Here is a 23,560-nt window from a genome sequence, read left to right as displayed (position 1 = left end):
ACGGGGGTTCCGACATGGGCGTGCTGATTCTGGGTCTGGTTCTGTTTCTGGGCGTGCACTCGGTGCGCATCGTGGCCGATGACTGGCGCACGCAGGTGCTGGCGCAGCGCGGCGAGGGGGCCTGGAAGGGCCTGTATTCCGTGCTCTCCATCGTCGGTCTGGTTCTGGTGGTCTGGGGCTACGGCCTGGCGCGCCAGCAGCCGGTGGTGCTGTGGGTGCCGCCGGTGGCCACACGGCACGTCGCCGCGCTGCTGACGCTGGTCGCATTCATCCTGCTGACGGCGCCCTATGTGCCGCGCAACGGCATCAAGGCCCGGCTGCACCACCCGATGGTGCTGGGCGTGAAGGTCTGGGCCTTCGCCCATCTGCTGGCCAACGGCAACCTGGCCGACGTGGTGCTGTTCGGATCGTTCCTGCTCTGGGCCGCGCTGAGCTTTCGCGCCGCCCGTGCGCGCGATCGCGCCGCCGGCACCGTGTATGCGCCAGGCACCGCCAGCGCCACGGTCATCACCCTCGTCGTCGGCACCGTGGCCTGGGTGGTGTTCACGCTCTGGCTGCATGTGCTGCTGATCGGCGTGCGGCCATTCGGCGGCTGAGCGATGCGAGCCCCCACGCTCACCACTGCGTGTGTTTCGCTGCCCCCCGAAGGGGCTGGCCTTGCTTGGGGCGGCCCGGCGCGGCGGCCTGCATGACCCGCATCGCCGTCATCGACTTCGAGACCACCGGCATCTCGCCCGCGATGGGCGACCGGGCCACCGAGGTGGCGATCGTGATGATGGAAGGTGGCCGCGTGGTGGACCGGTTCCAGAGCCTGATGAACGCAGGGGTGCGCATCCCCTCGTTCATCACGCAGCTCACCGGCATCACCAACGCGATGGTGGCCAACGCGCCGCCGGCCGCACAGGTGATGGCCGAGGCCGGCCGCTTTGTGGGTGAGGTGCCCATGGTGGCGCACAACGCGGCGTTTGACCGCAAGTTCTGGGTGGAGGAGCTGGCCCGCGCCGGGCTGGACGCGCCGCAGCCTTTTGCCTGCACCGTGTTGCTGTCGCGCCGGCTGTACCCGCAGGCACCCAGCCACCGACTGGGCGCGCTGGCGGATTTCCACCGCCTGCCGCGCACCGGGCAGGCGCACCGGGCGCTGGCCGATGCCGAGATGGCCGCCGCGCTGCTGGCGCGCATCCAGGCCGATCTGCGGGAACGTTATGCGGTGCCCGAACCCACGCACGCGCTGCTGCGGGCGCTGCAGACCTGGCCGCGCGCGGCCGTGCCGAAGCGGCTCAGCGAGTACCTCTGCGAGGCGTGAGGACGGGGGTGCAGTCGGGGGAGCGCGCTCAGGTACGGCGCACCACGACGCTGCCGATGGAGTAGCCCGCGCCGAAGGAGCAGATCACGCCCAGGTCGCCGGCCTTGAAGTCCGCGTTGTGGCGGTGGAAGGCGATGATGGAGCCGGCCGAGGCGGTGTTGGCGAATTCGTCCAAGATCACCGGCGCCTCTTCGGGCGTGGCGTCGCGGCCCAGCATCTTGCGCACGATGAACTGGTTCATCGACAGGTTGGCCTGGTGCAGCCAGAAGCGGCGCACCTGCTCGGTCGTGAAGCCCAGGTCGGCCAGGTGGCTGGTCATGTGCTGCGCGGCCAACGGGCAGACTTCCTTGAAGACCCGGCGGCCTTCCTGGTAGAAGAGCTGGTCGCGGTCGTCAGGGTCGCGGTCTTCGGCGCGTGACATGAAGCCGGCGTTGTTGCGGATCGCGTTGGAGAAGGTGGTGAGCAGGCGCGTGCCCAGCACCTCGAAGGCGCCGGGGGGCGCGTTCTCCAGCCGCTCGACCAGGATGGCGGTGCAGACGTCGCCGAAGATGAAGTGACAGTCGCGGTCTTTCCAGGCCAGGTGGGCGGAGGTGATCTCGGGGTCGACCACCAGCACCGCGCGGGCCGCGCCGGACTTCACGGCGTTGACCGCCATCTCGATGCCGAAGGTGGCCGAGGAACAGGCCACGTTCATGTCGAAGCCGAAGCCCTGAATGCCCAGCGCGGTCTGGATCTCGACCGCCATGGCCGGGTAGGCGCGCTGCATGTTGGCGCTGGCGCAGATCACGCCGTCCACGTCGGCGGCGGTTTTGCCGGCGCGCCCCAGCGCCTGTTTGGCCGCCGCCACGGCGATCTCGGCCATCATGGAAATCTCGGTGTCCGGGCGCGGGGTGAAGCGCGGGCGCATGCGCTTGGGGTCCAGCACACCCTCTTTTTCCATCACGTAGCGGCGCTTGATGCCCGAGGCTTTTTCGATGAACTCGACGCTGGACATCGGGATCGCAGCGCGCGTGCCGGCGGCGATCTCGGCCGCGTGGGCGGTGTTTTCCTGCTCCGCGAAGGTGTTGAACGCAACCACCAGTTCTTCGTTGGTGATGACGTGCGGCGGGACGAACAGCCCGGTGCTGCTGATGGCAACTGAATACATGGCAAGCTTCCGAAAAGGTGGGGGACAACGATCCGACAATCCCGCGATTATCGGATCAAGCGTCCCGGCCTGCCACCGGGCCCGGCTTCAGGCGGCCACAGGGGCGGCCTTGGCGCGCGTGCGCCTGGACGCGGCTTTGGCGGGCGCGGCCTTTTTCGCGGGGGCGGCTCGCCGCGCGGGCTTGCGCGCAGGTGCCTGCATCTGCTTCGCCCGGGCCACCAGTGCCAGCTCACGCACGCGCTCGATGTCTTCGTCGCTGAACGGGCCGTTCACGCCGGAGATTTCGGCCAGCTTCATGCCGTGCTTGATGCCGAGCTTGTAGATCTCGCGCACTTTTTCCCATTCGATGGCACGGCCGACGGTGAAGTTCTCGAAGCGGCCTTCGAGCGCCAGCACGATGGTCTCGGCCAGGCAGGCGTAGGCCACGCCCTTGGGCAGGCCGATGTTCTTCATCTCCACGTTGCCGGGCAGCTGGATCTCGCCGGATTCGATCACCAGCACGTCGGGGCGCTTGGCGACTTCCTCGGCCGGCAGGTCCAGCGGGCGCGCCACATCGGTGATCACGCAGCCGGGCTTGACCTTCATGATGTCCAGCACCTTCTTGCCGGCGCCGGAGGTGGCGGTGACGATCATGTCCATGTCGGCGATGTCCTTGTCGGCCTGGGCGGACAGGAACAGCTTGGCGCCGGGCGACTCCTTGAGGATGGATTCCTTGAGCGCCAGCAGCTTGGCCGTCTCGGGCGAGACCATGTAGACCTCTTCGGCCGCCTTGGCCATCAGGCGCGCGCAGACCGAGCCGATGGCGCCCGTGGCGCCGACGATCATGGCCTTGAACTTGACGCGCTCCTTGCCCTTGGGCGGGGGCAGCAGGCGCATGCGCAAGAGCGCGTCGTGCGCGGCCCACAGCGCGCCCGAAGCGCTGTAGCTGTTGCCGGTGGTGATGGGCAGCGGTGCGCGCTTGGCCACGGTCAGGCCGGCGTCGCCGACCACCTTGGTGAACGCGCCCAGGCCCATGATCTGCGCGCCCAGGCGCCTGGCCATCGCGGCTGCGTCGAGCAGGCGGCGGTAGGTGAACTCGGGGCTGTGGGCCATGATCTCGCGCGGCGTGCCGCCGACCGAGATCAGCCAGCCCTCGGTCTCCACGCCGGTGGGCGACTGGATGCCGGTGACCTTCGAATACACGAAGGGCGGCGCGTAGGCCATGATCTTTTCCAGCGAGTTCATGAACATCGGCGGCGAGACGTGCGACAGCAGCTCGATCGGCTTGACCTTCTTGAAATACTCCTGCGACAGCGGATGGATCACGAAAGCAAAACGGTTCACACGCTTGAAGCCGTTGGGATAGATGATGCGCGGCTCCAGGCCCAGGCTGGTGATGATTTCGAGGTAGTCGTCTTCCAGGATCTCCTGCGGGAACTTGCCGGTGGCCGCGACGATCATCGCGTCGAGCAGGCTGGGGCTCAGCACGTGACCGAACAGCACGGGCGCGGCGTCGATCACCATATGCACGCCCTTGTCCTTGAGCTGGGCGATGCGCTCGTCGTTAACAGTGGTGGAGATGATGGTCTTGCCGGCCAGCTCCTCCAGCCCGAACTGGTCGAGCTCATGCGGCGCCGCCACGAGCACCGTGGCCTTCTGCACCGCCTTGCGCAACACGAAGCGGGTCCACTCCTTGATCGGGCCGGTAGCCAGGTCGACCGGAAGCGACCAGTCCTTCACATAGTGCGCGCCGGTGCTGTAGAGCTGAAGCGCCTCGATGGAGGTCAGGAACTTGGGCACGCCGAGCTGCAGCAGCGGGTCGGCGAACATCACGTTGTCGGTGTACTCGGCCATCGACATCGCCAGCTTGTAGTTCGTCATGCCCGACAGGAACACCACGCGTGCGTTGTTGAAGTAGTTGCCGAGCTGAATCTGAGCGTGGCGAACCGACCATTCCTGCAGGATGTCGCTGAGCCGCCCGCCGATGGTGGTGAGTGCCTGTTTGGCCACCGCCTTCAGCTTGGCGCTGTCTTTCTCGACGAAGCGGTGCGAGCCCGCACGGTAGCGGTCCTTCAGCACACCCAGGCCGATGGCGTCGGCTTTGCTGTCCCACTGGCGAACCAGGGCCACCGCGCGGGCGGTGCTGCCGTCCGTGCCCAGGCGCTGTACGTGAAGCTTTTCTCCGAGGAAGGTGGCCGTGAACGCGAAGTCCTGGGCGGCCGCGCCCAGGCTGATGCCGACAACTGATTTCATGATCGTTCCGATTGAAAAAGGGGACTGGTGAAATTATTCATTGACGAGGTCAAGACCGACCCCGATTAGCTCAAGAAAAATCGACAAAACCGGCCTCCTAAAGGCGCGCGGCCGCCTGGCGTTCCCACCGTAAATACTCCTGAATTCATAGCTCAATACGACCATTCGACGCTGGGATGATGCCAAAAAGACCGATAATCCGACCATGAACACCCATGTCCACGCCACGGCGACGCCGCCTTCCACCCACGACACCACCCGCATCGACGACACGCGCATCGGCGCGGTGCGCCCGCTCATCAACCCGGCCCTGCTGAACGAATGGCTGCCCACGCCGCCCGAGGCGCAGGCGCTGGTGGAACGCAGCCGCGCCGCGCTCTCGCGCGTGCTGCACGGCGCCGACGACCGGCTGATCGTGGTGGTGGGGCCGTGCTCCATCCACGACCACGACCAGGCGATGGAATACGCCCGCGCGCTGAAAGAGCAGGCCGACGCGCTGCAGGACGACCTGCTGATCGTGATGCGCGTGTACTTCGAGAAGCCCCGCACCACCGTGGGCTGGAAGGGCTACATCAACGACCCGCACCTGGACGGCAGTTTTGCCATCAACGAAGGGCTGGAGCTGGCGCGCAAGCTCTTGCTGGACGTGCTGGAAGTCGGCCTGCCGGTGGGCACCGAATTCCTGGACCTGCTCTCCCCGCAGTTCATCAGCGACCTGGTGAGCTGGGGCGCCATCGGCGCGCGCACCACCGAGAGCCAGAGCCACCGCCAGCTGGCCAGCGGCCTCTCCTGCCCAGTGGGCTTCAAGAACGGCACCGACGGCGGCGTGAAGGTCGCCTGCGACGCCATCCAGGCCGCGCAGGCCAGCCATGCCTTCATGGGCATGACCAAGATGGGCCAGGCAGCGATCTTCGAGACCCGCGGCAACGACGACTGCCACGTCATCCTGCGCGGCGGCAAGGCGCCCAACTATGCGCGCGCCGACGTGGACGCCGCCTGCAGCCTGCTGAAGGCCGCCGGCCTGCGTGAGCAGGTGATGATCGATGTCTCGCACGCCAACAGCAGCAAGCAGCACCAGCGCCAGATCAACGTAGCGGCTGAGGTGGCCGCCGAGATTGCCGCCGGCGACCGGCGCATCACCGGGCTGATGATCGAAAGCCACCTGGAAGAGGGCCGCCAGGACATCGTGCCGGGCCAGCCGTTGAAACGCGGCGTGTCGGTAACCGACGCCTGCATCAGCCTGGCGCAGACGGTGCCGGTGCTGCAGGGACTGGCGGCGGCGGTGCAACTGCGGCGCAGCCACGCCAACCCGCACACGGCAGCCTGAGAGGCTGGGCCCGTCAACGGGCGCGCGGCCCGCGGACCTCAGCCCAGCGGTGTGCAGCGCAGGCTGCGACGGGCGGCCTCCACCGCCTCGCGCTCGGCGGCGTAGTCGCCCACCAGCACGCGCATCAGCAGCAGGCCGCGTCCGCTGGGGGCGGTGACCACTTTCGCACCGGCCGGCAGCGCGCTCGCCTTGCCCGTCTCGGGGCCGACCAGCACCAGATCCACCGGCGCGCCGGCGGCCTGGCGGTCGTTGAGCACGAAGAAATTGTCGGAGTTGGCCGCGTACAAGGCAATCGACCAGTAGCCGGGCGGATGCGGGTCGGCCTGGATGCGAAACGGCTGCTGCCGCACATCGAAGGGGCACAAGGCGTACAGCAGGTCGGGGCTGGGCATGACCACGCGCCGGGAGGTGGCGTCGGTCATGGGCGGAAGCAGCGGCCCGGTGCCGCGTTCTTCGGCCGGGCGCGAGGCCGACAGCGCCGCCATGATGACATAGGGAATGGCCCAGACCACCAGCACATGGGTGAGCAGCGCCACGGCGGCCAGAACCTCCAGCCGGCAATACCAGGGGTTGCGGATCCGCAGGTAACGAAGGAGGTTCATTCGCAGCTCCCCAGTCGCTCGATCGTGGGCGCGGCCAGCGAGGCTGGCGCCGCGGACAGGCCCGCGGCCGGGTTGTACAGGCGCAGCGTGAAGCTCAGGCCCCGGTCGCCGGGTGTCGGCAGCCACGGCGCGGCTGGCGCCGCTCCCGCGGGCGCCGTCGGGCCGGTCTCGAAGGCGAAATGCCCGCGCCCATCCAGCGGAGCCGAGCCGCCGTTGATGCTGTAACGCCGTTCGGCGTTCGGAAACAGGAAGCGGTCTTCGGCGTAGGCCGTCACGCTCCACCAGCGCGCGGCCGGGGCCGCTCCGCTGATGCGGTAGCGGCAGCGCGAGCGCAGCACCTGGCCCGCGCTGTCCGTGGTGGCGACGTAGTACATCGTCTCGTCCCGGTTGAGCGCCAACAGCGCACCCACGGCGATCACCGCGCGGGTGTAGAGGTCGGCGTCGGTGCTGCCCGCCAGTGTGCTTGTGCGCCAGACACCAGCCGACACCCCGCCCGAGTCGAGCTGGCTGCGCACCGCCAGCCAGGCCGAGGCGGCACCGATTGTGATGGCGAGCAGGTACAGCGTCAGCACGCCGGTCCAACGGGGTCGAAAAGCCGGGTTCAGGTCATTGGCGGGAGACATGCGGTGTTCGGTCGCGAGGGTTCAGGAACTGAAATGGCCTCAGGCGCCGGCCTGGCGCTTGCGCCGCGCCAGGGCCGACAGCCAGGGCGCAACCCGCGTGGGCCAGAGGCGGTACAGCAGGTCTCCCAGTTTTGCATCCGCACCGATCAGCAGCCGCGTGCGCCCGCTTTGCAGCGCCTGCCCGATGGCCAGCGCGGCCTGCGGCGCGGTGGTGCGCGCGGCCTGGTCGAACTGCGCATGCAGCGCCTGCGGCGTGTCGGCCACGGCGGAAATATCGCCCAGGCGCGCCTGCTGCGCAATGCGGGTCTGGATGCCGCCGGGGTGCACGCACAGCACCCGCACGCCACTGGCGCGCAGCTCCTCGCGCAGCGCGTCGGAGAAACCGCGCACCGCGGCCTTGCTGGCGTTGTAGATGGATTGGGTGGGCATCGACACCATGGCGAAGATGCTGGAGATGTTCACGATCACGCTGCCGGGGCGAGCCTGCAGTTGCGGCGTGAAGGCGCGGCTGCCGTGCACCACGCCCCAGAAGTTGATGTTCATGAGCCAGTGCGCATCGGCCAGATCCAGGCTGTGCACCGGGGCCACCAGGCCCACGCCAGCGTTGTTGATGAGCACGTCGGCCCCGCCCCAGGCCTGCAACGCGGTGTCGGCCAACGCCTGCACGGCTGCGACATCGGCCACATCGCAGGGCTGCGCCAGGCAGTCGGCGCCGCCGGCACGCAGCTCGGCGACCACGGCGTCGAGCCGCCCGGTGTCCACGTCGGCCAGCAGCAGCCGAGCGCCTTGCGCGGCCAGGTTTCGCGCCAGTGCCTCACCGATGCCGGAGGCGGCCCCGGTGATCACCACGCCCTTGCTCTTGAAGGTGTTCATGGCGCGGATTGTGGCACCCCGGCGTCGCCGGCGCGCGCGATGGGTTCAGCGCGTGCGGCGCACCATCGGGCCGCGGCCCTCGATGTGGCGGAAGGTGATGCGGCCCTTGCTCAGGTCGTAAGGCGAGAGCTCCAGCGAGACGCGGTCGCCCGCGAGGATGCGGATGTGGTTCTTGCGCATCTTGCCGCCGGCGTAGGCGATCAGTTGATGGCCGTTGTCCAGGGTCACGCGGTAGCGCGAGTCAGGCAGCACCTCGTTGGCGATGCCCATCATCTCGATCAGTTCTTCCTTGGCCATGGCGGGGTTCTTTCGGTAGGGGAGTTCGGGGAAAGCTTCATTGCGTGCGGGTGGTCTCATGCACCCAGACGATGCCCTGCGCCAGCGCATAGTGGGCCGCCGCTTCGTGCGTGAGGAAGAGGTCGTGAAAGCGCATCACGCGGTCGGTGGTGCCGCGGCCGCTGCCGCTGGCGATCGACACCTGAGCGGCAAAGCGCCCGCAGTCCAGCGGACGGGGGCAGGCGGCGATGCGGTATTTGCCCATGGTGATGGGCGATGTGGAAGGGTTCGAAGTGGAAGTCGTCATGTCGTTGTAGTTATGAATCATTGATAAGAAAGGTCCAGGGCGCAGGGCCGGGCGCACGAGGGCACCGGGCCGAACAGAAAGGAAAAGCGCCCGAAAGCGGGGTCGTTGGCAGCCCAAAGCGCCGGGGTGCCCGCCTGAACCACCTGGCGAGCCTGCGAAGGCCGGGACCAGGGCACGCGCCACAGCAGGGGCCACGTGATCAGAAGGGAGAAGAGCCGCTGCGTCGTGAGAGAAGCCAGCCGGCTCGCATTTGAAGGGCTGGACTGGCGGCCCCTCTGCCGGGGGTTGTGGCCTCACTGCGGATTGCGGCGAGGCGGCCAGTCGCCAAAAGCGATGCGGGAATGTAGCACAGATACAACATTCGTGTGCGTGCGCTGGCGCACGCCCAGGCTTGCCGTGCCACTGGAATCACCTGGCCGGCAGGCGCCAGCCCCCCATTCCGGACAAGTTTCCCCAAAGTACATCATCGAATGGTCACTTGTTGCTATCAAAACAGGTTTGCCCTACGAGCGCGGCACAGGATGTTCCGGTCGTTGATTGCAGGCAAGCGTTCCCCGCATAATCACCGTCATGCACATCGCGCCAGCCCAGTTTTCGCGCATCGCCGACATCTGCAGGCGTTACCACGTGCGCAGCCTGCAGCTTTTTGGTTCGGCTGCAGTGGGGGCCGAGCGGGCCGACAGCGACGTGGACCTGCTGGTGGAATTCATCCCCGGCGAAGCGCCCAGCGGTTTCGGGTTGGTGGACATGCAGGACGAGCTTTCTGCTGCCTTCAATGGCCGCAAGATCGATCTGGCGTTTCCATCGGTGCTGAACAACCCCTATCGCCGCCGCGCGATCGAGCCGCAGCTTCGGACCTTGTATCAGTGACCGTAGATCGCACCCCTGCGCATCTGACAGACATGCTTCAGTTTGTGCGAGAGCTGCGTCAGCTGGCGACCGGGCAAACGGCCACCGAGTTCGCCAGCAACCGAATCCTTTGCCTGGCCGTCGAGAAGCTGTTCATCAACCTCGGCGAGGCAGCTTTCCGGGTCGGTGAGGTGCGCGCTGGGGCGATGCCTGATATTCCTTGGCGTCGAATCATCGGCCTGAGGAACCTTCTGGCGCACGGCTACGAACAAGTAGCACACGAGGTCCTGTTCAAGACCATTGCTGAAGACCTGCCTGCCCTGGAGAGCGCGCTTGTCCGTTGGGTCGACAGGCTGGAGACGACCTGAGACCTTTGCGCCAATACGTCGTTGGCCAACGCGTTCGATCGCCTTGCGTACTTGATGGGACTCACCCCACCCACAGAATCCACGGCGTGCCGACCACCAGGAACACCACGGTACAAAAGACCGTGGTGATCAGCCCCAGCCGGTACAGCTCGCGCTGCGTCAGGTAGCCGCTGGCGGCGAAGATAATGTTCTGGCTGCCGCCCTGCGGCGTGAGCGTGGAGAAGTAGCTGCTGGCAAACAACAGCGCAAAGCCCATCAGCGGCAGCGGCACGCCGGCCTGGATGCCGACATCGAGGAACACGCCCAGCAGTGCCAGCACCTGTGCCGACTGGCTGACAAACATGTAGTGCATCAGCACGTACAGCCCGAGCAGCGCCACATACGCCACCGGCCACGAGATGCCGCCCAGCATCGAGGCCAGGCGCTGGCCCACGTAGCCCATGAAGCCGAGCTCGTTGAGCTGCCCGCTTAGCGCGAACAGCACCGCCAGCCACAGGAAGGTGGCCAGCGTGCTGCCCTGCAGGTAGATATCCTCCAGCGTGAGCACGCGCAGCGCCAGCAGCGTGCCCAGGCCAGCGATGGCCACGGCGGTGAGGTTCAGCTTGAGGACACCAGCAAAGATCCACGCGCCGACCATGAGGGAAAAGGTCACGGCCGTGACCCACTCGTCGCGCGACAGCGGGCCCATCTCGAGCAGCTGCTGGCGCGCCGCCGCGGGCGCCGCGGGCGTGTCGGTGACGCCGGGCGGAAAAATCCAGAAGATCAGGCGCGGTAGCAGGGCGATGGTCACCAGCGCAGGGACGGACGCCACCAGGAGCCACTTGCCAAAATCGACCTTCAGCCCGTGTTCGGCCGCGAGCGACACGCCGATCGGGTTGGCCGACGTGGCGGTGAGCCACAGTGCCGACGAGACGGCCAGGCTGGCCATGCCGCAGAACATCAGGTAGCCGCCCAGGCGCCGCTTGGCGTCATCGTCGGGCACGGAGCCGCTGCTTTGCGACAGCGCCAGGATGATGGGGTAGAGCACGCCGCCGCGCGCCGTGTTGCTCGGAAAGCCGGGGGCGATCAGCGCGTCGGTGATGAAGATGCTGTAGGCCAGGCCCAGCGTGGACTTGCCGAACAGCGACACGACTTTCAAGCTGATGCGCTGGCCCAGCCCGCACTTGACCACGGCCTGCGCGACGAGAAAGGCCACCACCACCAGCAGCACGCTGGGGTTGGCAAAGCCGGCGAAGGCCTTGGCCGGGTCGAGCGTGTTGCTGAGCACCGCAATCGAGCCCGCCAGCAGGGCCGAGGTCAGCAAGGGATAGGCGTTGACGATGACGGCGAAGATCGCGGCGGCGAAGAGGGCAAACAGATGCCAGGCCTCGCGGGTCAACCCCTCGGGGATGGGCGTGAGCCAGATGCCGACGCCCAGCACAAACGGCGCCAGGCCTTTCAAGGCCGGGATCCAGCGGGATGGGGTGGCATTCATGGCCGTGCTCCTATGGCGCCCTGGCTTGAAGGCGGCGTCTCGGCCGGCGCATCGATGCGCGCCCAACCCTCAAGGTCCACCACGCGCCCGCTCACGCTGCCGTCCTCCGACTCCACCAGGGCTCGCCACTTGAAGGTGTATTGGCCGCTGACGCCGGCGTAGCGGCCGGTGCCGCCGACAAAGCGGCCCTCGATGGGATGGCCCGGTCCGCCCGCGCCGCCACGCAGCTCGCTGAAGACCTGATCGCCGCGCTCGTCGGTCCACACGCTGCGGGCTTGCATGCCGGTCTGGTTGTCGCGAAGGCCGATGATGTCCGAGCGGAAAGCCAGGCCAGGCCGGTGGTCGCCGGCCAGCATCAACGAGCCCCCCAGACGGAAGATCTCGGCACGGTGATCGGGGCCCATGTCGAGCGTCTGCCGGTTGCCGGTGATGGACCAGGTGCCCGTGAAATGGCGTTCCTGCGGCCCTTCAGCGCCACTGGACGCGGTAGGCGGTGGCGGCGAAGGCGTGCAGGCCACAAGGACCAGCAGGAGGGGCATCGCCAGGATCCACAAGCGGTGGCGCGCCGCGCGGGGATTGAAGCAATTTCGCATCGGATGACCCAAACAGACACTGCTAGGTGCCCATCACAGGCACGTTTCCATCATGCGCCAGCGGCGCCAGAAAAGAAAGCCACGCAAGGCCTGGCCGGCCGTCTGTTTGATCGAGGTCAGCCTCTCAGGACTTTGCCGCCCAGGCCTGGGGCTTGAGCGATCGCAGGTAGGCGATCAGCGCGGCCATGTCGGCGTCGTTGATGTTCTTGTAGAACGCAAAGGCCATCGGCGGCTTGTAGGGCTTGCCGTCGCGGTCCACCCCTTCGCGGATGGCCTTGGCGATCTGCGCGTCGGTCCAGTTCTTCAGGCCGCTCTCATGCGGCGTGAGGTTGCGCGAGACACTTTCTCCCCAGGGGCCCTTGAACGCCATGCCGCCAGCGCCGAGCTGCTTGGTCTTCGGCGCGCCCTTGTCGTCACGGGGGGTGTGGCACTCCATGCAGTGGCCGATCTGCGCCAGGTATTCGCCGTACTTGAGCTTGTCGGTGGCCGGCGGCGCCTTGACGTTCTTCACAGCGGGCCCGTAGCTGGGCGGCGAGGGGATGTTGTATTTGGATTTCGGCACGGCGTTGGCCACCGCGGGCTGGGCGCGCAGGTAGGCGATGATGGCCGCCAGGTCGGCGTCGGACAGGTGCCGGTAGAACTCGATCGGCATCGGCGGGCCGATGATGGATTTGTCCGGCCGCACGCCTTCGCGGATGGCTTTGGCCAGCTGGGCGTCGGTCCATTTGCCGATGCCGGTGGCCGCGTCGGGCGTGATGTTGGCGGCATAGGCCTTGAAAGGCGGCTCGTCGAACACCATGCCGCCCGACAACCCTTTGTCAAACAGCGGCTCGCCCTGCGCGCCCCGCTGCAGGTGGCAGTTGCCGCAGGCCACGATGCTGTCCATCAGGTACTTGCCGCGCTCCAGCGGGGTCTGCTTCTGGGCCAGGGAGGGGCCGGCGAGGGTCGTGAGCAAGGCACCAAGGGCAAGGGTCGGCAGAAAAGGCTTCATGGGCGGCTCCAGGGCAGGGTTGAGAGCGGTGACCGTGATACAAATTGACACAGATCAAGGGCGGATTATCAACATCAGCGGGTCTGTGGCAAGCCCTTCGCGGCGGTCGGTGCGCGAATCGGCGCGCGCCCCTTGAAGCCGGCGCCTTCGGGCGCACGTTCAGCCCTCGGGGTGCGCGCAGAAGGTCTGCGCGGCCATCGATTCCTGAAAGGCCTCCCGGCTGTGGCTCCCTTGTTCCTGGTTTCCGCGCTCCTGCATGCCTATGTCGGCTGGCGCTTGTTGCCGGCCCTGCCCGCCGACCCGGCCTGGGCGTTGGGCGTGCTGCTGGCGGCCTCCGCCTGGCTGACGCCAACGGCGCTGCTGGCACGCCGACGCCACCGACACCTTGGCCCCGCGCTGGTCTGGGCCGGCCTGCTGTGCATGGGGCTGTTTTCCTCGCTGTTCGTGCTGACACTGGCGCGAGACGCGGTGTGGCTGCTGGCCGGCCTGGCCGACGCGCTGATCAGCGTGCTGCCGGGTACCCAGGGCGCCGCACCCTGGCAAGGCGCCCCTTTGCAGCATGCCAGCGCGCTTGCGGTGCTGCTGGCGGCCACGCTGGTGACCGCGCTGGGCTTTCTGAACGCTCGGCGCACGGCAGCCGTCGTGCCCGTGGAGGTGCCGGTGGCCGGGCTGCCCCCGGCACTGCACGGCTTCACCGTGGCGCAGATCAGCGATGTCCACGTCGGGCCCACGATCCGCCACGGTTACCTGCAACGCATCGTGGACACCGTGAACCGCCTGGGTGCGGACATGGTGGCCGTGACCGGCGACCTGGTCGACGGCTCGGTGGCGCAGCTGGGCGCCCATGTGGCGCCGCTGGCCGGGCTGCGCTCGCGCCATGGCACTTTCTTTGTGACAGGCAACCACGAGTACTACTCCGGCGCACACGCCTGGATCGAGGCGCTGCGCCGCCTGGGGCTGACCGTTCTGATGAACGAACACGTGGTGCTGCACCACGACGGTGACGGACAGGCAGCGGCCTTGGTGGTGGCCGGTGTGACCGACTGGAGCGCGCACCATTTCGACGAGGCACATCGCAGCGATCCGCACGCCGCCATCGCCGGTGCGCCGCCCGACGCGGGCGTGCGCCTGCTGCTGGCCCACCAGCCGCGCAGCGCGGCAAAAGCCAGCGAGGCGGGCTTTGACGTGCAGTTGTCGGGCCACACCCATGGCGGACAGTTCTGGCCCTGGAACCTGTTCGTGCGCTTTCAGCAGCCCTTCACCGCCGGGCTGCACCGGCTGCAGGACCTGTGGGTCTACACCAGCCGTGGCACCGGCTACTGGGGCCCACCCAAACGCTTCGGTGCGCCGTCGGAGATCACGCTGCTGACGTTGGTGGCCGCGGCCTGACGCGGTTCTTTCGGCGCCCCAGCCGCCATAATGGCCGCTGTTTGACGGATCGCCGAACCATGGACTACGAGCACTTTGTTGTTGCGGCCGCGCGGGTGGTGGAACTCACCGGCGTGGTGGTGATGCTGGCCGGCGCGCTGGTCGCCTCGCTGGCCTATGGTCGACGCCTGATGCGCCGCACGCCGCACCAGGAGGCTTACCACGCGCTGCGGGCCGACCTGGGCCGGGCCATCCTGCTGGGGCTGGAGTTTCTGGTGATTGCCGACATCATCGGCACGGTGGCAATCGAGCCCACGCTGCAGAACCTGGGCGTGCTGGCCGTGATTGTGGCCATCCGCACGCTGCTGAGCTTTGCGCTCGAGCTGGAGGTCAGCGGACGCTGGCCCTGGCAGCGCCCGCCGCCGGCGCCATAGACCTCAGAAGATCACGCGCGCGATGGCCAGCCCGGTGAACACCGCCACCGAGGTCGCCACCAGGCCAGGGATCATGAACGAGTGATTCAGCACGTACTTGCCGATCTTCGTCGTGCCCGACAGGTCGAAGTTGATGGCCGCAATCAGCGAGCCATAGGTCGGAATGAAGAAGTAGCCGTTGACCGAGGGGAACATCGCGATCAGGAACTGCGGCGGGATGCCCAGCGCAATGCCCAGCGGCATCAGCGCGCGGGTGGTGGCCGCCTGGCTATACAGCAGCACGGACGCCAGGAACAGGCCGAAGGCGAAGGTCCAGGGCGCAACCTTGGCCCAGTCACCGATGGCCGGCACGATCACATCCTTGTTGGCGGCGATGAAGCTGTCACCCAGCCAGGCCAGGCCGAAGATGCCGATCACCGCCACCACGCCCGCGCGCAGGGTGGCCGTCTTGGGCACTTCGTCGACGGCCACTTTGGTCACCAGCAGCATGATCGCGGCCACCGACATCATCAGGATCTCGATCACGATTGGCATCGCCAGCGGGCTTTTCGCGCCAGGCAGCTGGCGCAGGCTGGGGAAGAAGCCGAACAGCACCACCAGCGCGACGCCGGCGAGGAAGATGAACGCGGACAGGCGCGCGCCGGGTTTGAGCGGGGTGCGGCTGGTGTCGGCTTGCGGCGCCGGGATCTGACCGGCGGCCAGCCGCGCCTGGTATTCCGGATCGTCCTTGAGGTCCTTGCCGACGAACATCGAAACGATGGCCGCGGCCACCACGCCGGTGAGTGTGGCCGGTACACAGACCATGAGGATCTGCGGCAGACCCCATTGGGTCATGCCCTTTTCAGCAAACAGCCCGATCATCGCGGCCGTGGCCGCGGCCACCGGGCTGGCCGTGATGGCCTGCTGCGAAGCGATGGTCGCCACCGCCATCGGGCGCTCGGGGCGGATGCCGCTGCGGTGCGCGGTCTCGTAGATCACCGGCAGCAGCGGATAGACGATGTGCCCGGTGCCCGCCACGAAGGTGAAGGTCCACGTCGTCAGCGGCGCGACGATGGTCACGTATTTCGGGTTGGCGCGGATGATGCGCTCGGCGATGCGCACCAGGAAGTCGATGCCGCCAGCGGCCTCCATCACCGACGCGGCCATGATGACGGCCAGGATGATGAGCATGACGTCGATCGGCGGCGACGTCGGATTGATGCCGAAGCCGGCCACCAGCACCATCAGGCCGACCGCGCCCCACAGGCCCAAACCGATGCCCGAGGAACGCGCGCCCATCCAGATGGCCGCCAGAACAACGAGAAATTGCAGAACGATGGCGAGTGTCATTTTTCTTCTCCTTTGATTGGGCGGCGCCCCGCCCGGCGAAAGTTCATTGCTCGAACTTCGGCGCGATCAGGTTTTCGAACGAGAACACCTCGTCCCAGTGTTGCTGCGTCATCAGCTTGCGCTCGACCACCACGATCTGGTGCAGCGACTTGCCGGTCTGGTAGCCCTCGCGTGCGATCTCAGCGCACTGCTTGTAGCCCAGCGAGGGCTTGAGCACCGTGACGATGCCCAGCGAGTTGAGCACCATGTCGCGCGAGCGCTCGGCATTGGCCGTGATGCCCTGGATGCAGTTGACGTTCAGGCTGTTGACGGCGTTCTCCATGGTGGCAATTGACGTGAACAGCGCGAAGGTGATCACCGGCTCCATCACATTGAGCTGCAGTTGCCCGGCGGAGGCGGCCAGCGTGACCGTCAGGTCCAGACCGATCACCAGGAAGCTGGTCTGGTTGACGACTTCAGGAATCACCGGGTTGACCTTGCCCGGCATGATCGAGCTGCCCGGTTGCATCTGCGGCAGGTTGATCTCGTTGAAGCCGCAACGCGGCCCCGACGCCAGCAGGCGGATGTCGTTGCAGATCTTGGTGAGCTTGGACGACGTGCGCTTGAGCACGCCGGAAAGCAGCACGTAGGCACCGGTGTCGGATGTGGCCTCGATCAGGTCGCCGGCCAGGATGAAGGTGGTGCCGGTCAGCTCGGACAGGTATTTCGTGGCCAGCTCCGGATAGCCCGGCGCAGCCGTCACCGTGGTGCCGATGGCAGTGGCGCCCAGGTTGATCTCGTGCAGGAACTGGCGCACCTCGGCGATGCGCTGCACCTCCTCGCCGATGGTGGTGCCCCAGCCGTGGAACTCCTGGCCCAGCGACATCGGCACCGCGTCCTGCAGGTGGGTGCGGCCCATCTTGAGCACCCGGTCGAACTCCCTGGCCTTGGCAAAGAATGCTTCCTGCAGGCGCCGCAGCGCGTCCATGTAGCTGCCCAGGCGCAGGATCAGCGCGAGCCGGAACGCCGTGGGATAGACGTCGTTGGTCGATTGGCCGAAGTTCACATGGTCGTTCGGGTTGACGTACTGGTATTCGCCCTTCTGGTGGCCAAGCTGCTCGAGTGCGAGGTTGGCGATGACCTCGTTGGCGTTCATGTTGGTCGAGGTGCCGGCGCCGCCCTGGATGAAGTCGGTGACGAACTGATCGGCCATCTCGCCTGCAATCAGCCGGTCGCAGGCGGCGGCGATGGCGTTGGCCACCGTCGCGTCCAGCACACCCAGATCCCGGTTGGCCAGCGCCGCCGCCTTCTTGACGTAGCCAAACGCCTTGACGAAGTAGGGCTCGGTGGACATCGGGATGCCGGTGATGTGGAAGTTCTCCTTGCCGCGTTGTGTCTGCACGCCGTAGTAGGCGTTGTCGGGCAGCTGCTTTTCGCCCAGGAAGTCTTTTTCGGTGCGGAAGCTCATCGTGATCTCCTTCGATGGAATGGGGTGGACGAACGGATGAAGCCCCGGGCCTCACCGGATCATTCGGGAAAAAGTGTCTTCCCCAAGAACGCTTTTGGCAAGCACGGAACGCAAACAAGCTGCAAACGCCCGCTGGGCCGGTGCTACGATGTCCGCCCAATTGCACGCCCCCGCAGCGGGGCCAGAGAGATCCACTTGACTTCACCAGAATCCTCCACCGTTCTGGCGGGCCTTTACCGCACCATGGTACGCATCCGGGCATTCGAGAATGCCGCCGAAATCGCCAGCCAGGGCGGCGTCAGCGCCTACGGCCAGAGCGCCGCCGGCACGGCCCGGGTGCGAGGGCCCCTGCACCTGTCCACCGGGCAGGAGGCGGTGGCCACCGGCGTCTGCGCGCACCTGCATCCCGCTGACTACCTCACCTCCACCCACCGAGGGCACGGCCACACGCTGGCCAAGGGCGCGGACCTGGGCCGCATGATGGCCGAGCTGTTCGGCAAGGCCACCGGCTTCAACGGCGGCAAGGGTGGTTCGATGCACATCGCGGATTTTTCCGTGGGCATGCTGGGCGCCAACGGCGTGGTGGCGGCCGGGCTGCCGATTGCGGTGGGTGCCGCCCACGCGCAGAAGCTGCAGCAGGACCAGGCCCGCGCCAGCAGCCAGGCGGTGGACGATGCCATCACCGTGTGCTTTTTCGGCGACGGCGCCATCAACCGCGGACCCTTTCTGGAAGCGCTGAACTGGGCGCGGGTCTATGCGTTGCCGGTGCTGTTTGTCTGCGAGGACAACCGCTGGAGCGCCACCACGGCCAGCGGCCCGATGACGGCCGGACCGGGCGCCTCGGCGCGCGCCATCAGCTTGGACATCGCCGCCACACAGGTGGACGGCAACGACGTGGTCGAGGTCCACGAGGCGGCGGCCGCCCTGGTCGCACAGGTTCGGGCAGGCCTGGGTCCGCGGCTGCTGCACGCGCTGACCTACCGTGTCAAAGGCCACGTGTCGGTGGATCCGGCGGCCTATCGCGATCCACAGGAGCTGGCCGCGGCCTTGCAGACCGACCCGATTGCGCGCCTGCGCAGCCGCTTCCAGTCGCAAGGGCACGACCTGGCCGTGCTGGACGCGCTGGAGAACGAAGCGACCGCCGAGGTGCAAGCTGCGTTGGACAGCGCTTTTGCCGCACCCTGGCCCGAGGCCAGCGCCGCCTTCACCGACATCCAGAGCACGGGAGCCGGCACATGGTTCTGAATGCCCAGCCCCAACGGCCGGCCCCCGCACCGGAAGCCCTCAGCTATGCGCAGGCGGCCGTGCGGGCGGTGCAGCGCGAGATGGATGCCGATCCGCGCGTCGTGGTGCTCGGCGAGGACGTCGGCCGCGGCGGCATCTTCGGCCAGTACGCGGGGCTGCAGCAGCAGTTCGGCTCCGCGCGCGTGATCGACACACCGATCAGCGAGGCCGCGATCATGGGCGCGGGCGTGGGCATGGCGCTGGCCGGCATGCGGCCCATCGTCGAGATGCGCGTGGTGGACTTTGCCCTGTGCGGCATGGACGAGATCGTCAACCAGGCCGCCAAGAACCGCTTCATGTTCGGCGGGCAGGGCCGCGTGCCCCTGGTGGCGCGCATGCCGGGCGGCATCTGGGATGCCTCGGCGGCACAGCATTCGCAGTCGCTCGAATCCTGGTTTGCTCATCTGCCGGGCCTGGTGGTGGTGTGCCCGTCCACGCCGCAGGACAACTATTCGCTGCTGCGTTCGGCCCTTCAGTCGGGCGATCCGGTGGCCTACATCGAGCACAAGACGCTCTGGGGCAGTCAGGGCACCGTCGACGAGGCGCTGCAGATCCCGCTCGGCCAGGCCGCGGTGCGCCGACGCGGCTCGGCGCTGACGATGGTGAGCTGGAGCCGCCAGGCGCTGCTGTGCGAGCAGGCCTGCGACGCATTGGCGGCCGAGGGCATTGATGTCGAACTGATCGATTTGCGCTCCATCTGGCCCTGGGATCGTGAGCAAGTGCTCACGTCCTGCGCCCGGACCGGAAAACTGCTGGTGGTGCACGAAGCCGTGCAGGCAGGCGGCTTTGGCGCCGAAATTGCCGCCACGGCCGCCGAAGCCACGGGCTGCCGGATCAGGCGCCTGGGCGCGCCGCGCATCCCGGTGGGCTACGCACCGGTGCTGGAGGCCCAGTCGCGCATCGGCTTGGAGGCCATCGCGGCCGCCGTGCGCGCCATGCTGGCCTAGTGGCTCAGGCCTTTCGTGCGGTATTTGCCGATACCGCGTACCGACCTTCTTCTTTAACCTGACACCGAACCCATGCACATCCACGAACCCCACCACCTGCCCGCCGAAGTGCCGGATCCGGCCGCGCAGGACGAAGTCACCGTCATTCCGCTGAAGATCGAGGACTGGCTGACCGTCATTGTCATGGGCCTGCTGGCGCTGATCACCTTCGCCAACGTGCTGGTACGCTATTTCACAAGCCAGTCCTTTGCCTGGACCGAGGAGTTCTCGGTGTTTCTGATGATCGTGCTGGCCCTGGTGGCGGGCTCGGCCTCGGTGGCGCGCAACCGCCAGATCCGCATCGAGTTCTTTGCCGACAGCGGATCGGCCGCGCGCCAGCGCGCGCTGGCCCGCTTTGGCGCGCTCATGATGTTCCTGCTGTTTGCGCTGATCGCCGTGCTCAGCACGCGGGTCGTGTACGACGACATCCGCTTTGGCGAGACCTCGCCGGGCATCGGCGTGCCGCAGTGGTGGTACACCATCTGGCTGCCGGTGATGTCGGTGGCCATCTCGGGCCGGGCGCTGGGCCTGTTCATCCGCCGCGGCCGGCGGGCGTGAGGGCACCGGCATGATCCCCACCCTGCTGTTTGTCGCCTTTCTCGTGATGATGCTGATGGGCGTGCCCATCGGCGCGGCGCTCGGCCTGGCCGGCGCCGCCTGCATCGCGCTGGCCAATTCCGACGCGCAATGGTTCGGCCTTCTGGCCGTGCCACAGAATTTCTACGCCGGTCTGGGCAAGTACCCGTTGCTGGCGATCCCGATGTTCGTGCTGGTCGGCTCGATCTTCGACCGCTCCGGGGTGGCGCTGCGACTGGTGAACTTCGCGGTGGCCATCGTCGGGCGCGGCCCCGGCATGCTTCCTTTGGTGGCCATCGTGGTGGCGATGTTCCTCGGCGGCATCTCGGGCTCGGGTCCGGCCAATGCAGCGGCGGTGGGCGCGGTCATGATTGCCGCCATGTCGCGCGCCGGCTACCCGGCCGCGTTTTCCGCCAGCGTGGTGGGCGCCGCGGCGGCCACCGACATCCTGATCCCGCCCTCGGTGGCCTTCATCGTGTACTCGGTGCTGGTGCCGGGCGCCTCGGTGCCGGCGCTGTTTGCCGCCGGCATGATTCCCGGCATCCTGGCCGGCGTGGCCCTGATCATTCCGACCGTGCTGCTGGCGCGCAAGCACAAGATGGGCGCACTGGAGTCGAGCCTGCCGCGTCCGCCCCTCTGGAAAAGCTTCAAGGAGGCCACTTGGGGGCTGGCGGCCCCGGTGCTGATTCTGGGCGGCATGCGCGCCGGCTGGTTCACGCCGACCGAAGCCGCCGTGGTGGCAGTCTTCTATGGCCTGTTCGTGGGCATGGTGATCCACCGCACGATCAAGTGGCCTGACCTGTTCGTGATCCTGCGTGAATCCGGGGAGCTGTCGGCCATCATCCTGCTGGTGGTGTCACTGGCGGGCATCTTTGCTTTCTCGCTGTCCACCCTTGGCGTCATCGACCCGGTCACCAACGCGATTGTGAATTCAGGGCTGGGCGAATACGGCGTTTTGTCTCTGCTGATCCTGATGCTGATCACCGTGGGTATGTTCCTCGACGGGGTGTCGATCTTCCTGATCTTCGTGCCGCTGCTGTGGCCCATCGTGCAGTTCTACAAATGGGACCCGGTCTGGTTCGGCGTGATCCTCACGCTGAAGGTGGCGCTGGGCCAGTTCACCCCGCCGCTGGCCGTGAACCTGATGGTGTCGTGCCGCATCGCCGGCGTGCGCATGGAGGAGACCGTGCGCTGGGTCGGCTGGATGCTGTTTTCGATGTTCCTGGTGATGGTCGCGGTGATCGTCTGGCCGGAACTGGCACTCTGGCTGCCGCGTTACCTGGGCTACTGAGCCTGGCGTACAGTTTGTTTTTTTACAGGAGAACCCAAGCATGAAGATCCGCAGAACCCTCATCGGGCTGGCCGCCGTGGCCGCCGCCCTCGGCACGTTCACCACCGCCGCGACCGCGCAGGCCGCCTACAAGGCCGAATACCGCATGTCGCTGGTCCTCGGTCCGCCCACGCCTTGGGGACAGGCCGGCAAGGTCTGGTCCGACCTGGTGAAGGAGCGCACGCAGGGCCGCATCAACATGAAACTCTATCCCGGCGTGTCGCTGATCCAGGGCGACCAGACGCGCGAATTCAGCGCGCTGCGCCAGGGTGTGATCGACATGGCGGTGGGCTCGACCATCAACTGGTCGCCGCAGGTCAAGGAACTCAACCTGTTCTCGCTGCCCTTCCTGATGCCCGACTACGCGGCCATCGACGCCCTGACCCAGGGCGAAGTCGGCAAGAAGATTTTTGCCACGCTGGACAAGGGCGGCGTGGTGCCGCTGGCCTGGGGCGAGAACGGCTACCGCGAGCTGACCAACTCCAAGCGGCCGATCAAGTCTCCGGAAGACCTCAAGGGCATGAAGATTCGCGTGGTGGGCTCGCCCATCTTCTCCGACATGTTCACCGCACTGGGCGCCAACCCGACCCAGATGAGCTGGGCGGACGCACAACCGGCTTTGTCCAGCGGCGCGGTCGACGGCCAGGAGAACCCGCTGTTCCTGTTCACGATCCTCAAGATGCACACCGTGGGCCAGAAGTACGTCACCACCTGGGGCTACGTGGCCGATCCGCTGATCTTCGTGGTCAACAAGGACATCTGGAACTCATGGACACCGGCCGACCAGAAGATCGTGCGCGAGGCGGCGATCGAAGCGGGCAAGCAGGAGATCGCCATTGCCCGCAAAGGCCTGGTCGAGGCCGACAAGCCCTTGCTGAAGGACATTGCCGCCATGGGCGTGACCGTGACCGCGCTGACCCCCGCCGAGCGTGAAGCCTTCGTCAAGGCCACGCGCCCGGTGTACGACAAGTGGAAAGCCACCATCGGCCCCGATCTGGTGAAGACGGCCGAAGCCGCCATCGCGGCGCGCAAGAAGTAAGGCACGGCTCGCCCAGGCGTCGCATGCCGGTCGTGCTGCGGGTCGTGGATTCGATCACCGAACTGGGGCCCGCGGATGCGGGCTGCCTGGCTGTGAGCGGCTCGCACGGCGGCATCAGCTCGGCGCGTTACGCGCTGGCGGCGCGCCCTTGGCTGAGCGTGTTCAACGACGCGGGGGTCGGCAAGGACGCTGCCGGCATGGCCGCGCTGCCCTTCCTGCAGGCGCAGGGCCTGGCCGCCTGCACCGTGAGCCATGACAGCGCGCGCATCGGCGAGGCCGCCAGCACGCTGGCTGACGGCGTCATCAGCCACGCGAACCCGCTGGCGGTCTCGGTGGGCGTGCGGCCGGGCCAGCGCTGTCTGGATCTTGTCGAGGGCCTGCACAGGCGTGCCTGACGCCGCCCCGGCACGCGCCAGGGCCGGTGGAAACGGGTTTTTGAATGAAATATGCCCCTTCCCAGCGCAGGAAGGTCATATGCAGCTATTATTTTCGCAGCATCTTTCGGGCTGCCGGTGGCCGCTCCTGCCGGCTGCGCCGTCGTTCAGCGGGCGTCGGGCAGCTCGATCTTCACTTCCAGCACTTCCAGGTTGTCCTGGCGCTCGAGGTTGACCTTGATGTCCTCGGGATTGATCTTGATGTACTTCGAAATCACGGCCACCAGGTCGCGCTGCAAGGCGGGCAGGTAGTCGGGCTCCGCTGCGTTGCGGCCACTGCGCTCGTGCGCCAGGATGATCTGCAGCCGCTCCTTGGCGACACTGGCGGTCTTCTTCTTTTCGCCCAGCAGAAAGGACAGGAAGGACAT

26 protein-coding genes are annotated in these 23,560 nt (G+C 67.2%); 13 read left to right on the top strand and 13 right to left on the bottom strand.

The genetic code is table 11. The features are described 5' to 3' along the window. Positions 1 to 14: 14 nt before the first annotated feature. Together ACMUOY_RS02095 and ACMUOY_RS02090 are read left to right on the top strand one after the other, a co-directional pair. Positions 15 to 596, top strand: coding sequence for an NnrU family protein (locus ACMUOY_RS02095; RefSeq protein WP_413890657.1), 582 nt, complete (start codon positions 15 to 17; stop codon positions 594 to 596). Between the two features lie 92 nt (positions 597 to 688). Continuing rightward, positions 689 to 1,303, top strand: coding sequence for a PolC-type DNA polymerase III (locus ACMUOY_RS02090; RefSeq protein ID WP_413890583.1), 615 nt, complete (start codon positions 689 to 691; stop codon positions 1,301 to 1,303). Between the two features lie 28 nt (positions 1,304 to 1,331). Here the strand turns inward: ACMUOY_RS02090 and ACMUOY_RS02085 are convergent, their stop codons facing one another. Beyond that, on the bottom strand, positions 1,332 to 2,450 hold the full coding sequence (locus tag ACMUOY_RS02085) for a beta-ketoacyl-ACP synthase III (protein ID WP_413890581.1): 1,119 nt from the start codon (positions 2,448 to 2,450) through the stop codon (positions 1,332 to 1,334). Between the two features lie 87 nt (positions 2,451 to 2,537). After that, positions 2,538 to 4,682, bottom strand: coding sequence for a dehydrogenase (locus ACMUOY_RS02080; RefSeq protein ID WP_413890579.1), 2,145 nt, complete (start codon positions 4,680 to 4,682; stop codon positions 2,538 to 2,540). A 205-nt stretch (positions 4,683 to 4,887) separates the two neighbouring features. Here ACMUOY_RS02080 and ACMUOY_RS02075 point away from each other — a divergent pair, with 205 nt between their 5' ends. Then, a complete protein-coding gene (locus tag ACMUOY_RS02075; RefSeq protein ID WP_413890577.1) occupies positions 4,888 to 6,009 on the top strand; it encodes a 3-deoxy-7-phosphoheptulonate synthase in 1,122 nt (373 codons plus the stop codon). Between the two features lie 38 nt (positions 6,010 to 6,047). Here the strand turns inward: ACMUOY_RS02075 and ACMUOY_RS02070 are convergent, their stop codons facing one another. From ACMUOY_RS02070 to ACMUOY_RS02050, 5 genes are read right to left on the bottom strand one after another with little or no spacing between them, the layout of a single operon-like run. Beyond that, on the bottom strand, positions 6,048 to 6,611 hold the full coding sequence (locus tag ACMUOY_RS02070; RefSeq protein ID WP_413890575.1) for a DUF1254 domain-containing protein: 564 nt from the start codon (positions 6,609 to 6,611) through the stop codon (positions 6,048 to 6,050). After that, the gene (locus ACMUOY_RS02065) at positions 6,608 to 7,234 is read right to left on the bottom strand and encodes a DUF1214 domain-containing protein (RefSeq protein WP_413890573.1); all 627 of its coding nucleotides are present in this window, start codon (positions 7,232 to 7,234) and stop codon (positions 6,608 to 6,610) included. The genes ACMUOY_RS02070 and ACMUOY_RS02065 overlap by 4 nt, the downstream gene beginning before the upstream one ends. Before the next feature lie 39 nt (positions 7,235 to 7,273). Next, on the bottom strand, positions 7,274 to 8,107 hold the full coding sequence (locus ACMUOY_RS02060; RefSeq protein WP_413890571.1) for an SDR family NAD(P)-dependent oxidoreductase: 834 nt from the start codon (positions 8,105 to 8,107) through the stop codon (positions 7,274 to 7,276). Between the two features lie 45 nt (positions 8,108 to 8,152). After that, entirely contained in the window at positions 8,153 to 8,404 is a 252-nt protein-coding gene (gene infA / locus ACMUOY_RS02055; protein WP_413890569.1) for a translation initiation factor IF-1, read from the bottom strand. Between the two features lie 37 nt (positions 8,405 to 8,441). Further along, positions 8,442 to 8,690 (bottom strand): hypothetical protein, encoded by a 249-nt coding sequence (locus tag ACMUOY_RS02050; protein WP_413890567.1) that lies wholly within the window; start codon positions 8,688 to 8,690, stop codon positions 8,442 to 8,444. Positions 8,691 to 9,260: 570 nt separating this feature from the next. Between ACMUOY_RS02050 and ACMUOY_RS02045 the strand changes: the two genes are divergently transcribed. Next, positions 9,261 to 9,560: a nucleotidyltransferase family protein gene (locus ACMUOY_RS02045; protein WP_413890565.1), complete on the top strand. Its 300-nt coding sequence runs from the start codon at positions 9,261 to 9,263 to the stop codon at positions 9,558 to 9,560. A 32-nt stretch (positions 9,561 to 9,592) separates the two neighbouring features. After that, positions 9,593 to 9,907, top strand: a complete 315-nt coding sequence (locus ACMUOY_RS02040; protein ID WP_413890563.1) for a DUF86 domain-containing protein — start codon at positions 9,593 to 9,595, stop codon at positions 9,905 to 9,907. Positions 9,908 to 9,968: 61 nt separating this feature from the next. Here the strand turns inward: ACMUOY_RS02040 and ACMUOY_RS02035 are convergent, their stop codons facing one another. From ACMUOY_RS02035 to ACMUOY_RS02025, 3 genes are all read right to left on the bottom strand, one after another. Beyond that, on the bottom strand, positions 9,969 to 11,381 hold the full coding sequence (locus tag ACMUOY_RS02035) for a DASS family sodium-coupled anion symporter (protein WP_413890561.1): 1,413 nt from the start codon (positions 11,379 to 11,381) through the stop codon (positions 9,969 to 9,971). Beyond that, the gene (locus ACMUOY_RS02030; RefSeq protein WP_413890559.1) at positions 11,378 to 11,920 is read right to left on the bottom strand and encodes a hypothetical protein; all 543 of its coding nucleotides are present in this window, start codon (positions 11,918 to 11,920) and stop codon (positions 11,378 to 11,380) included. Before ACMUOY_RS02030 ends, ACMUOY_RS02035 begins: the two co-directional genes overlap by 4 nt. Before the next feature lie 178 nt (positions 11,921 to 12,098). Further along, positions 12,099 to 12,965 (bottom strand): c-type cytochrome, encoded by an 867-nt coding sequence (locus ACMUOY_RS02025; RefSeq protein ID WP_413890557.1) that lies wholly within the window; start codon positions 12,963 to 12,965, stop codon positions 12,099 to 12,101. A gap of 186 nt (positions 12,966 to 13,151) precedes the next feature. On the opposite strand from ACMUOY_RS02025, the gene ACMUOY_RS02020 reads away from it, so the two are divergent. Together ACMUOY_RS02020 and ACMUOY_RS02015 are read left to right on the top strand one after the other, a co-directional pair. After that, positions 13,152 to 14,354 carry a metallophosphoesterase gene (locus tag ACMUOY_RS02020; protein ID WP_413890655.1) on the top strand — a complete coding sequence of 401 codons (1,203 nt, stop codon included), beginning with the start codon at positions 13,152 to 13,154 and terminating at the stop codon, positions 14,352 to 14,354. A gap of 59 nt (positions 14,355 to 14,413) precedes the next feature. Further along, the gene (locus ACMUOY_RS02015) at positions 14,414 to 14,767 is read left to right on the top strand and encodes a DUF1622 domain-containing protein (protein ID WP_413890555.1); all 354 of its coding nucleotides are present in this window, start codon (positions 14,414 to 14,416) and stop codon (positions 14,765 to 14,767) included. A 3-nt stretch (positions 14,768 to 14,770) separates the two neighbouring features. Here the strand turns inward: ACMUOY_RS02015 and ACMUOY_RS02010 are convergent, their stop codons facing one another. Both ACMUOY_RS02010 and ACMUOY_RS02005 read right to left on the bottom strand, forming a co-directional pair. Then, complete coding sequence (locus ACMUOY_RS02010) at positions 14,771 to 16,096, bottom strand: anaerobic C4-dicarboxylate transporter family protein (RefSeq protein WP_413890553.1); 1,326 nt, start codon at positions 16,094 to 16,096, stop codon at positions 14,771 to 14,773. A gap of 43 nt (positions 16,097 to 16,139) precedes the next feature. Continuing rightward, the gene (locus ACMUOY_RS02005; RefSeq protein WP_413890551.1) at positions 16,140 to 17,543 is read right to left on the bottom strand and encodes an aspartate ammonia-lyase; all 1,404 of its coding nucleotides are present in this window, start codon (positions 17,541 to 17,543) and stop codon (positions 16,140 to 16,142) included. Positions 17,544 to 17,786: 243 nt separating this feature from the next. On the opposite strand from ACMUOY_RS02005, the gene ACMUOY_RS02000 reads away from it, so the two are divergent. From ACMUOY_RS02000 to ACMUOY_RS01975, 6 genes are all read left to right on the top strand, one after another. Continuing rightward, complete coding sequence (locus ACMUOY_RS02000) at positions 17,787 to 18,788, top strand: thiamine pyrophosphate-dependent dehydrogenase E1 component subunit alpha (RefSeq protein ID WP_413890653.1); 1,002 nt, start codon at positions 17,787 to 17,789, stop codon at positions 18,786 to 18,788. Further along, positions 18,779 to 19,774, top strand: a complete 996-nt coding sequence (locus ACMUOY_RS01995; protein ID WP_413890549.1) for an alpha-ketoacid dehydrogenase subunit beta — start codon at positions 18,779 to 18,781, stop codon at positions 19,772 to 19,774. The genes ACMUOY_RS02000 and ACMUOY_RS01995 overlap by 10 nt, the downstream gene beginning before the upstream one ends. A 72-nt stretch (positions 19,775 to 19,846) precedes the next feature. Further along, positions 19,847 to 20,371, top strand: coding sequence for a TRAP transporter small permease (locus ACMUOY_RS01990; protein WP_413890547.1), 525 nt, complete (start codon positions 19,847 to 19,849; stop codon positions 20,369 to 20,371). 10 nt (positions 20,372 to 20,381) lie between these two features. Beyond that, positions 20,382 to 21,680 carry a TRAP transporter large permease gene (locus ACMUOY_RS01985; RefSeq protein ID WP_413890545.1) on the top strand — a complete coding sequence of 433 codons (1,299 nt, stop codon included), beginning with the start codon at positions 20,382 to 20,384 and terminating at the stop codon, positions 21,678 to 21,680. 40 nt (positions 21,681 to 21,720) lie between these two features. Continuing rightward, positions 21,721 to 22,758: a DctP family TRAP transporter solute-binding subunit gene (locus ACMUOY_RS01980; protein WP_413890543.1), complete on the top strand. Its 1,038-nt coding sequence runs from the start codon at positions 21,721 to 21,723 to the stop codon at positions 22,756 to 22,758. 23 nt (positions 22,759 to 22,781) lie between these two features. Next, positions 22,782 to 23,153: a hypothetical protein gene (locus ACMUOY_RS01975; protein WP_413890541.1), complete on the top strand. Its 372-nt coding sequence runs from the start codon at positions 22,782 to 22,784 to the stop codon at positions 23,151 to 23,153. A 146-nt stretch (positions 23,154 to 23,299) separates the two neighbouring features. Here the strand turns inward: ACMUOY_RS01975 and minE are convergent, their stop codons facing one another. Beyond that, a complete protein-coding gene (minE, locus tag ACMUOY_RS01970; RefSeq protein ID WP_413890539.1) occupies positions 23,300 to 23,560 on the bottom strand; it encodes a cell division topological specificity factor MinE in 261 nt (86 codons plus the stop codon).

This window comes from Candidatus Skiveiella danica (assembly GCF_022705245.1).
Taxonomy (GTDB): Bacteria; Pseudomonadota; Gammaproteobacteria; order Burkholderiales; family Burkholderiaceae_C; genus Skiveiella; species Skiveiella danica.
Note: the sequence above shows the minus strand (reverse complement) of the source record. Positions and strands in the feature narration are given on the sequence as shown.

What these genes read in the sequence shown, in the direction of transcription:
- ACMUOY_RS02070 (WP_413890575.1), bottom strand. Translation starts at nt 6,611, where the DNA reads ATGAACCTCCTTCGTTACCTGCGGATCCGCAACCCCTGGTATTGCCGG.
- ACMUOY_RS02095 (WP_413890657.1), top strand. Translation starts at nt 15, where the DNA reads ATGGGCGTGCTGATTCTGGGTCTGGTTCTGTTTCTGGGCGTGCACTCG.
- ACMUOY_RS02025 (WP_413890557.1), bottom strand. Translation starts at nt 12,965, where the DNA reads ATGAAGCCTTTTCTGCCGACCCTTGCCCTTGGTGCCTTGCTCACGACC.
- ACMUOY_RS02090 (WP_413890583.1), top strand. Translation starts at nt 689, where the DNA reads ATGACCCGCATCGCCGTCATCGACTTCGAGACCACCGGCATCTCGCCC.
- ACMUOY_RS01990 (WP_413890547.1), top strand. Translation starts at nt 19,847, where the DNA reads ATGCACATCCACGAACCCCACCACCTGCCCGCCGAAGTGCCGGATCCG.
- ACMUOY_RS02085 (WP_413890581.1), bottom strand. Translation starts at nt 2,450, where the DNA reads ATGTATTCAGTTGCCATCAGCAGCACCGGGCTGTTCGTCCCGCCGCAC.
- ACMUOY_RS02045 (WP_413890565.1), top strand. Translation starts at nt 9,261, where the DNA reads ATGCACATCGCGCCAGCCCAGTTTTCGCGCATCGCCGACATCTGCAGG.
- ACMUOY_RS02050 (WP_413890567.1), bottom strand. Translation starts at nt 8,690, where the DNA reads ATGACGACTTCCACTTCGAACCCTTCCACATCGCCCATCACCATGGGC.
- ACMUOY_RS01995 (WP_413890549.1), top strand. Translation starts at nt 18,779, where the DNA reads ATGGTTCTGAATGCCCAGCCCCAACGGCCGGCCCCCGCACCGGAAGCC.
- ACMUOY_RS01980 (WP_413890543.1), top strand. Translation starts at nt 21,721, where the DNA reads ATGAAGATCCGCAGAACCCTCATCGGGCTGGCCGCCGTGGCCGCCGCC.
- ACMUOY_RS02075 (WP_413890577.1), top strand. Translation starts at nt 4,888, where the DNA reads ATGAACACCCATGTCCACGCCACGGCGACGCCGCCTTCCACCCACGAC.
- ACMUOY_RS02065 (WP_413890573.1), bottom strand. Translation starts at nt 7,234, where the DNA reads ATGTCTCCCGCCAATGACCTGAACCCGGCTTTTCGACCCCGTTGGACC.
- ACMUOY_RS02010 (WP_413890553.1), bottom strand. Translation starts at nt 16,096, where the DNA reads ATGACACTCGCCATCGTTCTGCAATTTCTCGTTGTTCTGGCGGCCATC.
- minE (WP_413890539.1), bottom strand. Translation starts at nt 23,560, where the DNA reads ATGTCCTTCCTGTCCTTTCTGCTGGGCGAAAAGAAGAAGACCGCCAGT.
- ACMUOY_RS02000 (WP_413890653.1), top strand. Translation starts at nt 17,787, where the DNA reads ATGGTACGCATCCGGGCATTCGAGAATGCCGCCGAAATCGCCAGCCAG.
- ACMUOY_RS02005 (WP_413890551.1), bottom strand. Translation starts at nt 17,543, where the DNA reads ATGAGCTTCCGCACCGAAAAAGACTTCCTGGGCGAAAAGCAGCTGCCC.
- ACMUOY_RS02080 (WP_413890579.1), bottom strand. Translation starts at nt 4,682, where the DNA reads ATGAAATCAGTTGTCGGCATCAGCCTGGGCGCGGCCGCCCAGGACTTC.
- ACMUOY_RS02015 (WP_413890555.1), top strand. Translation starts at nt 14,414, where the DNA reads ATGGACTACGAGCACTTTGTTGTTGCGGCCGCGCGGGTGGTGGAACTC.
- ACMUOY_RS01975 (WP_413890541.1), top strand. Translation starts at nt 22,782, where the DNA reads ATGCCGGTCGTGCTGCGGGTCGTGGATTCGATCACCGAACTGGGGCCC.
- ACMUOY_RS02040 (WP_413890563.1), top strand. Translation starts at nt 9,593, where the DNA reads ATGCTTCAGTTTGTGCGAGAGCTGCGTCAGCTGGCGACCGGGCAAACG.
- ACMUOY_RS02035 (WP_413890561.1), bottom strand. Translation starts at nt 11,381, where the DNA reads ATGAATGCCACCCCATCCCGCTGGATCCCGGCCTTGAAAGGCCTGGCG.
- ACMUOY_RS01985 (WP_413890545.1), top strand. Translation starts at nt 20,382, where the DNA reads ATGATCCCCACCCTGCTGTTTGTCGCCTTTCTCGTGATGATGCTGATG.
- ACMUOY_RS02060 (WP_413890571.1), bottom strand. Translation starts at nt 8,107, where the DNA reads ATGAACACCTTCAAGAGCAAGGGCGTGGTGATCACCGGGGCCGCCTCC.
- infA (WP_413890569.1), bottom strand. Translation starts at nt 8,404, where the DNA reads ATGGCCAAGGAAGAACTGATCGAGATGATGGGCATCGCCAACGAGGTG.
- ACMUOY_RS02030 (WP_413890559.1), bottom strand. Translation starts at nt 11,920, where the DNA reads ATGCCCCTCCTGCTGGTCCTTGTGGCCTGCACGCCTTCGCCGCCACCG.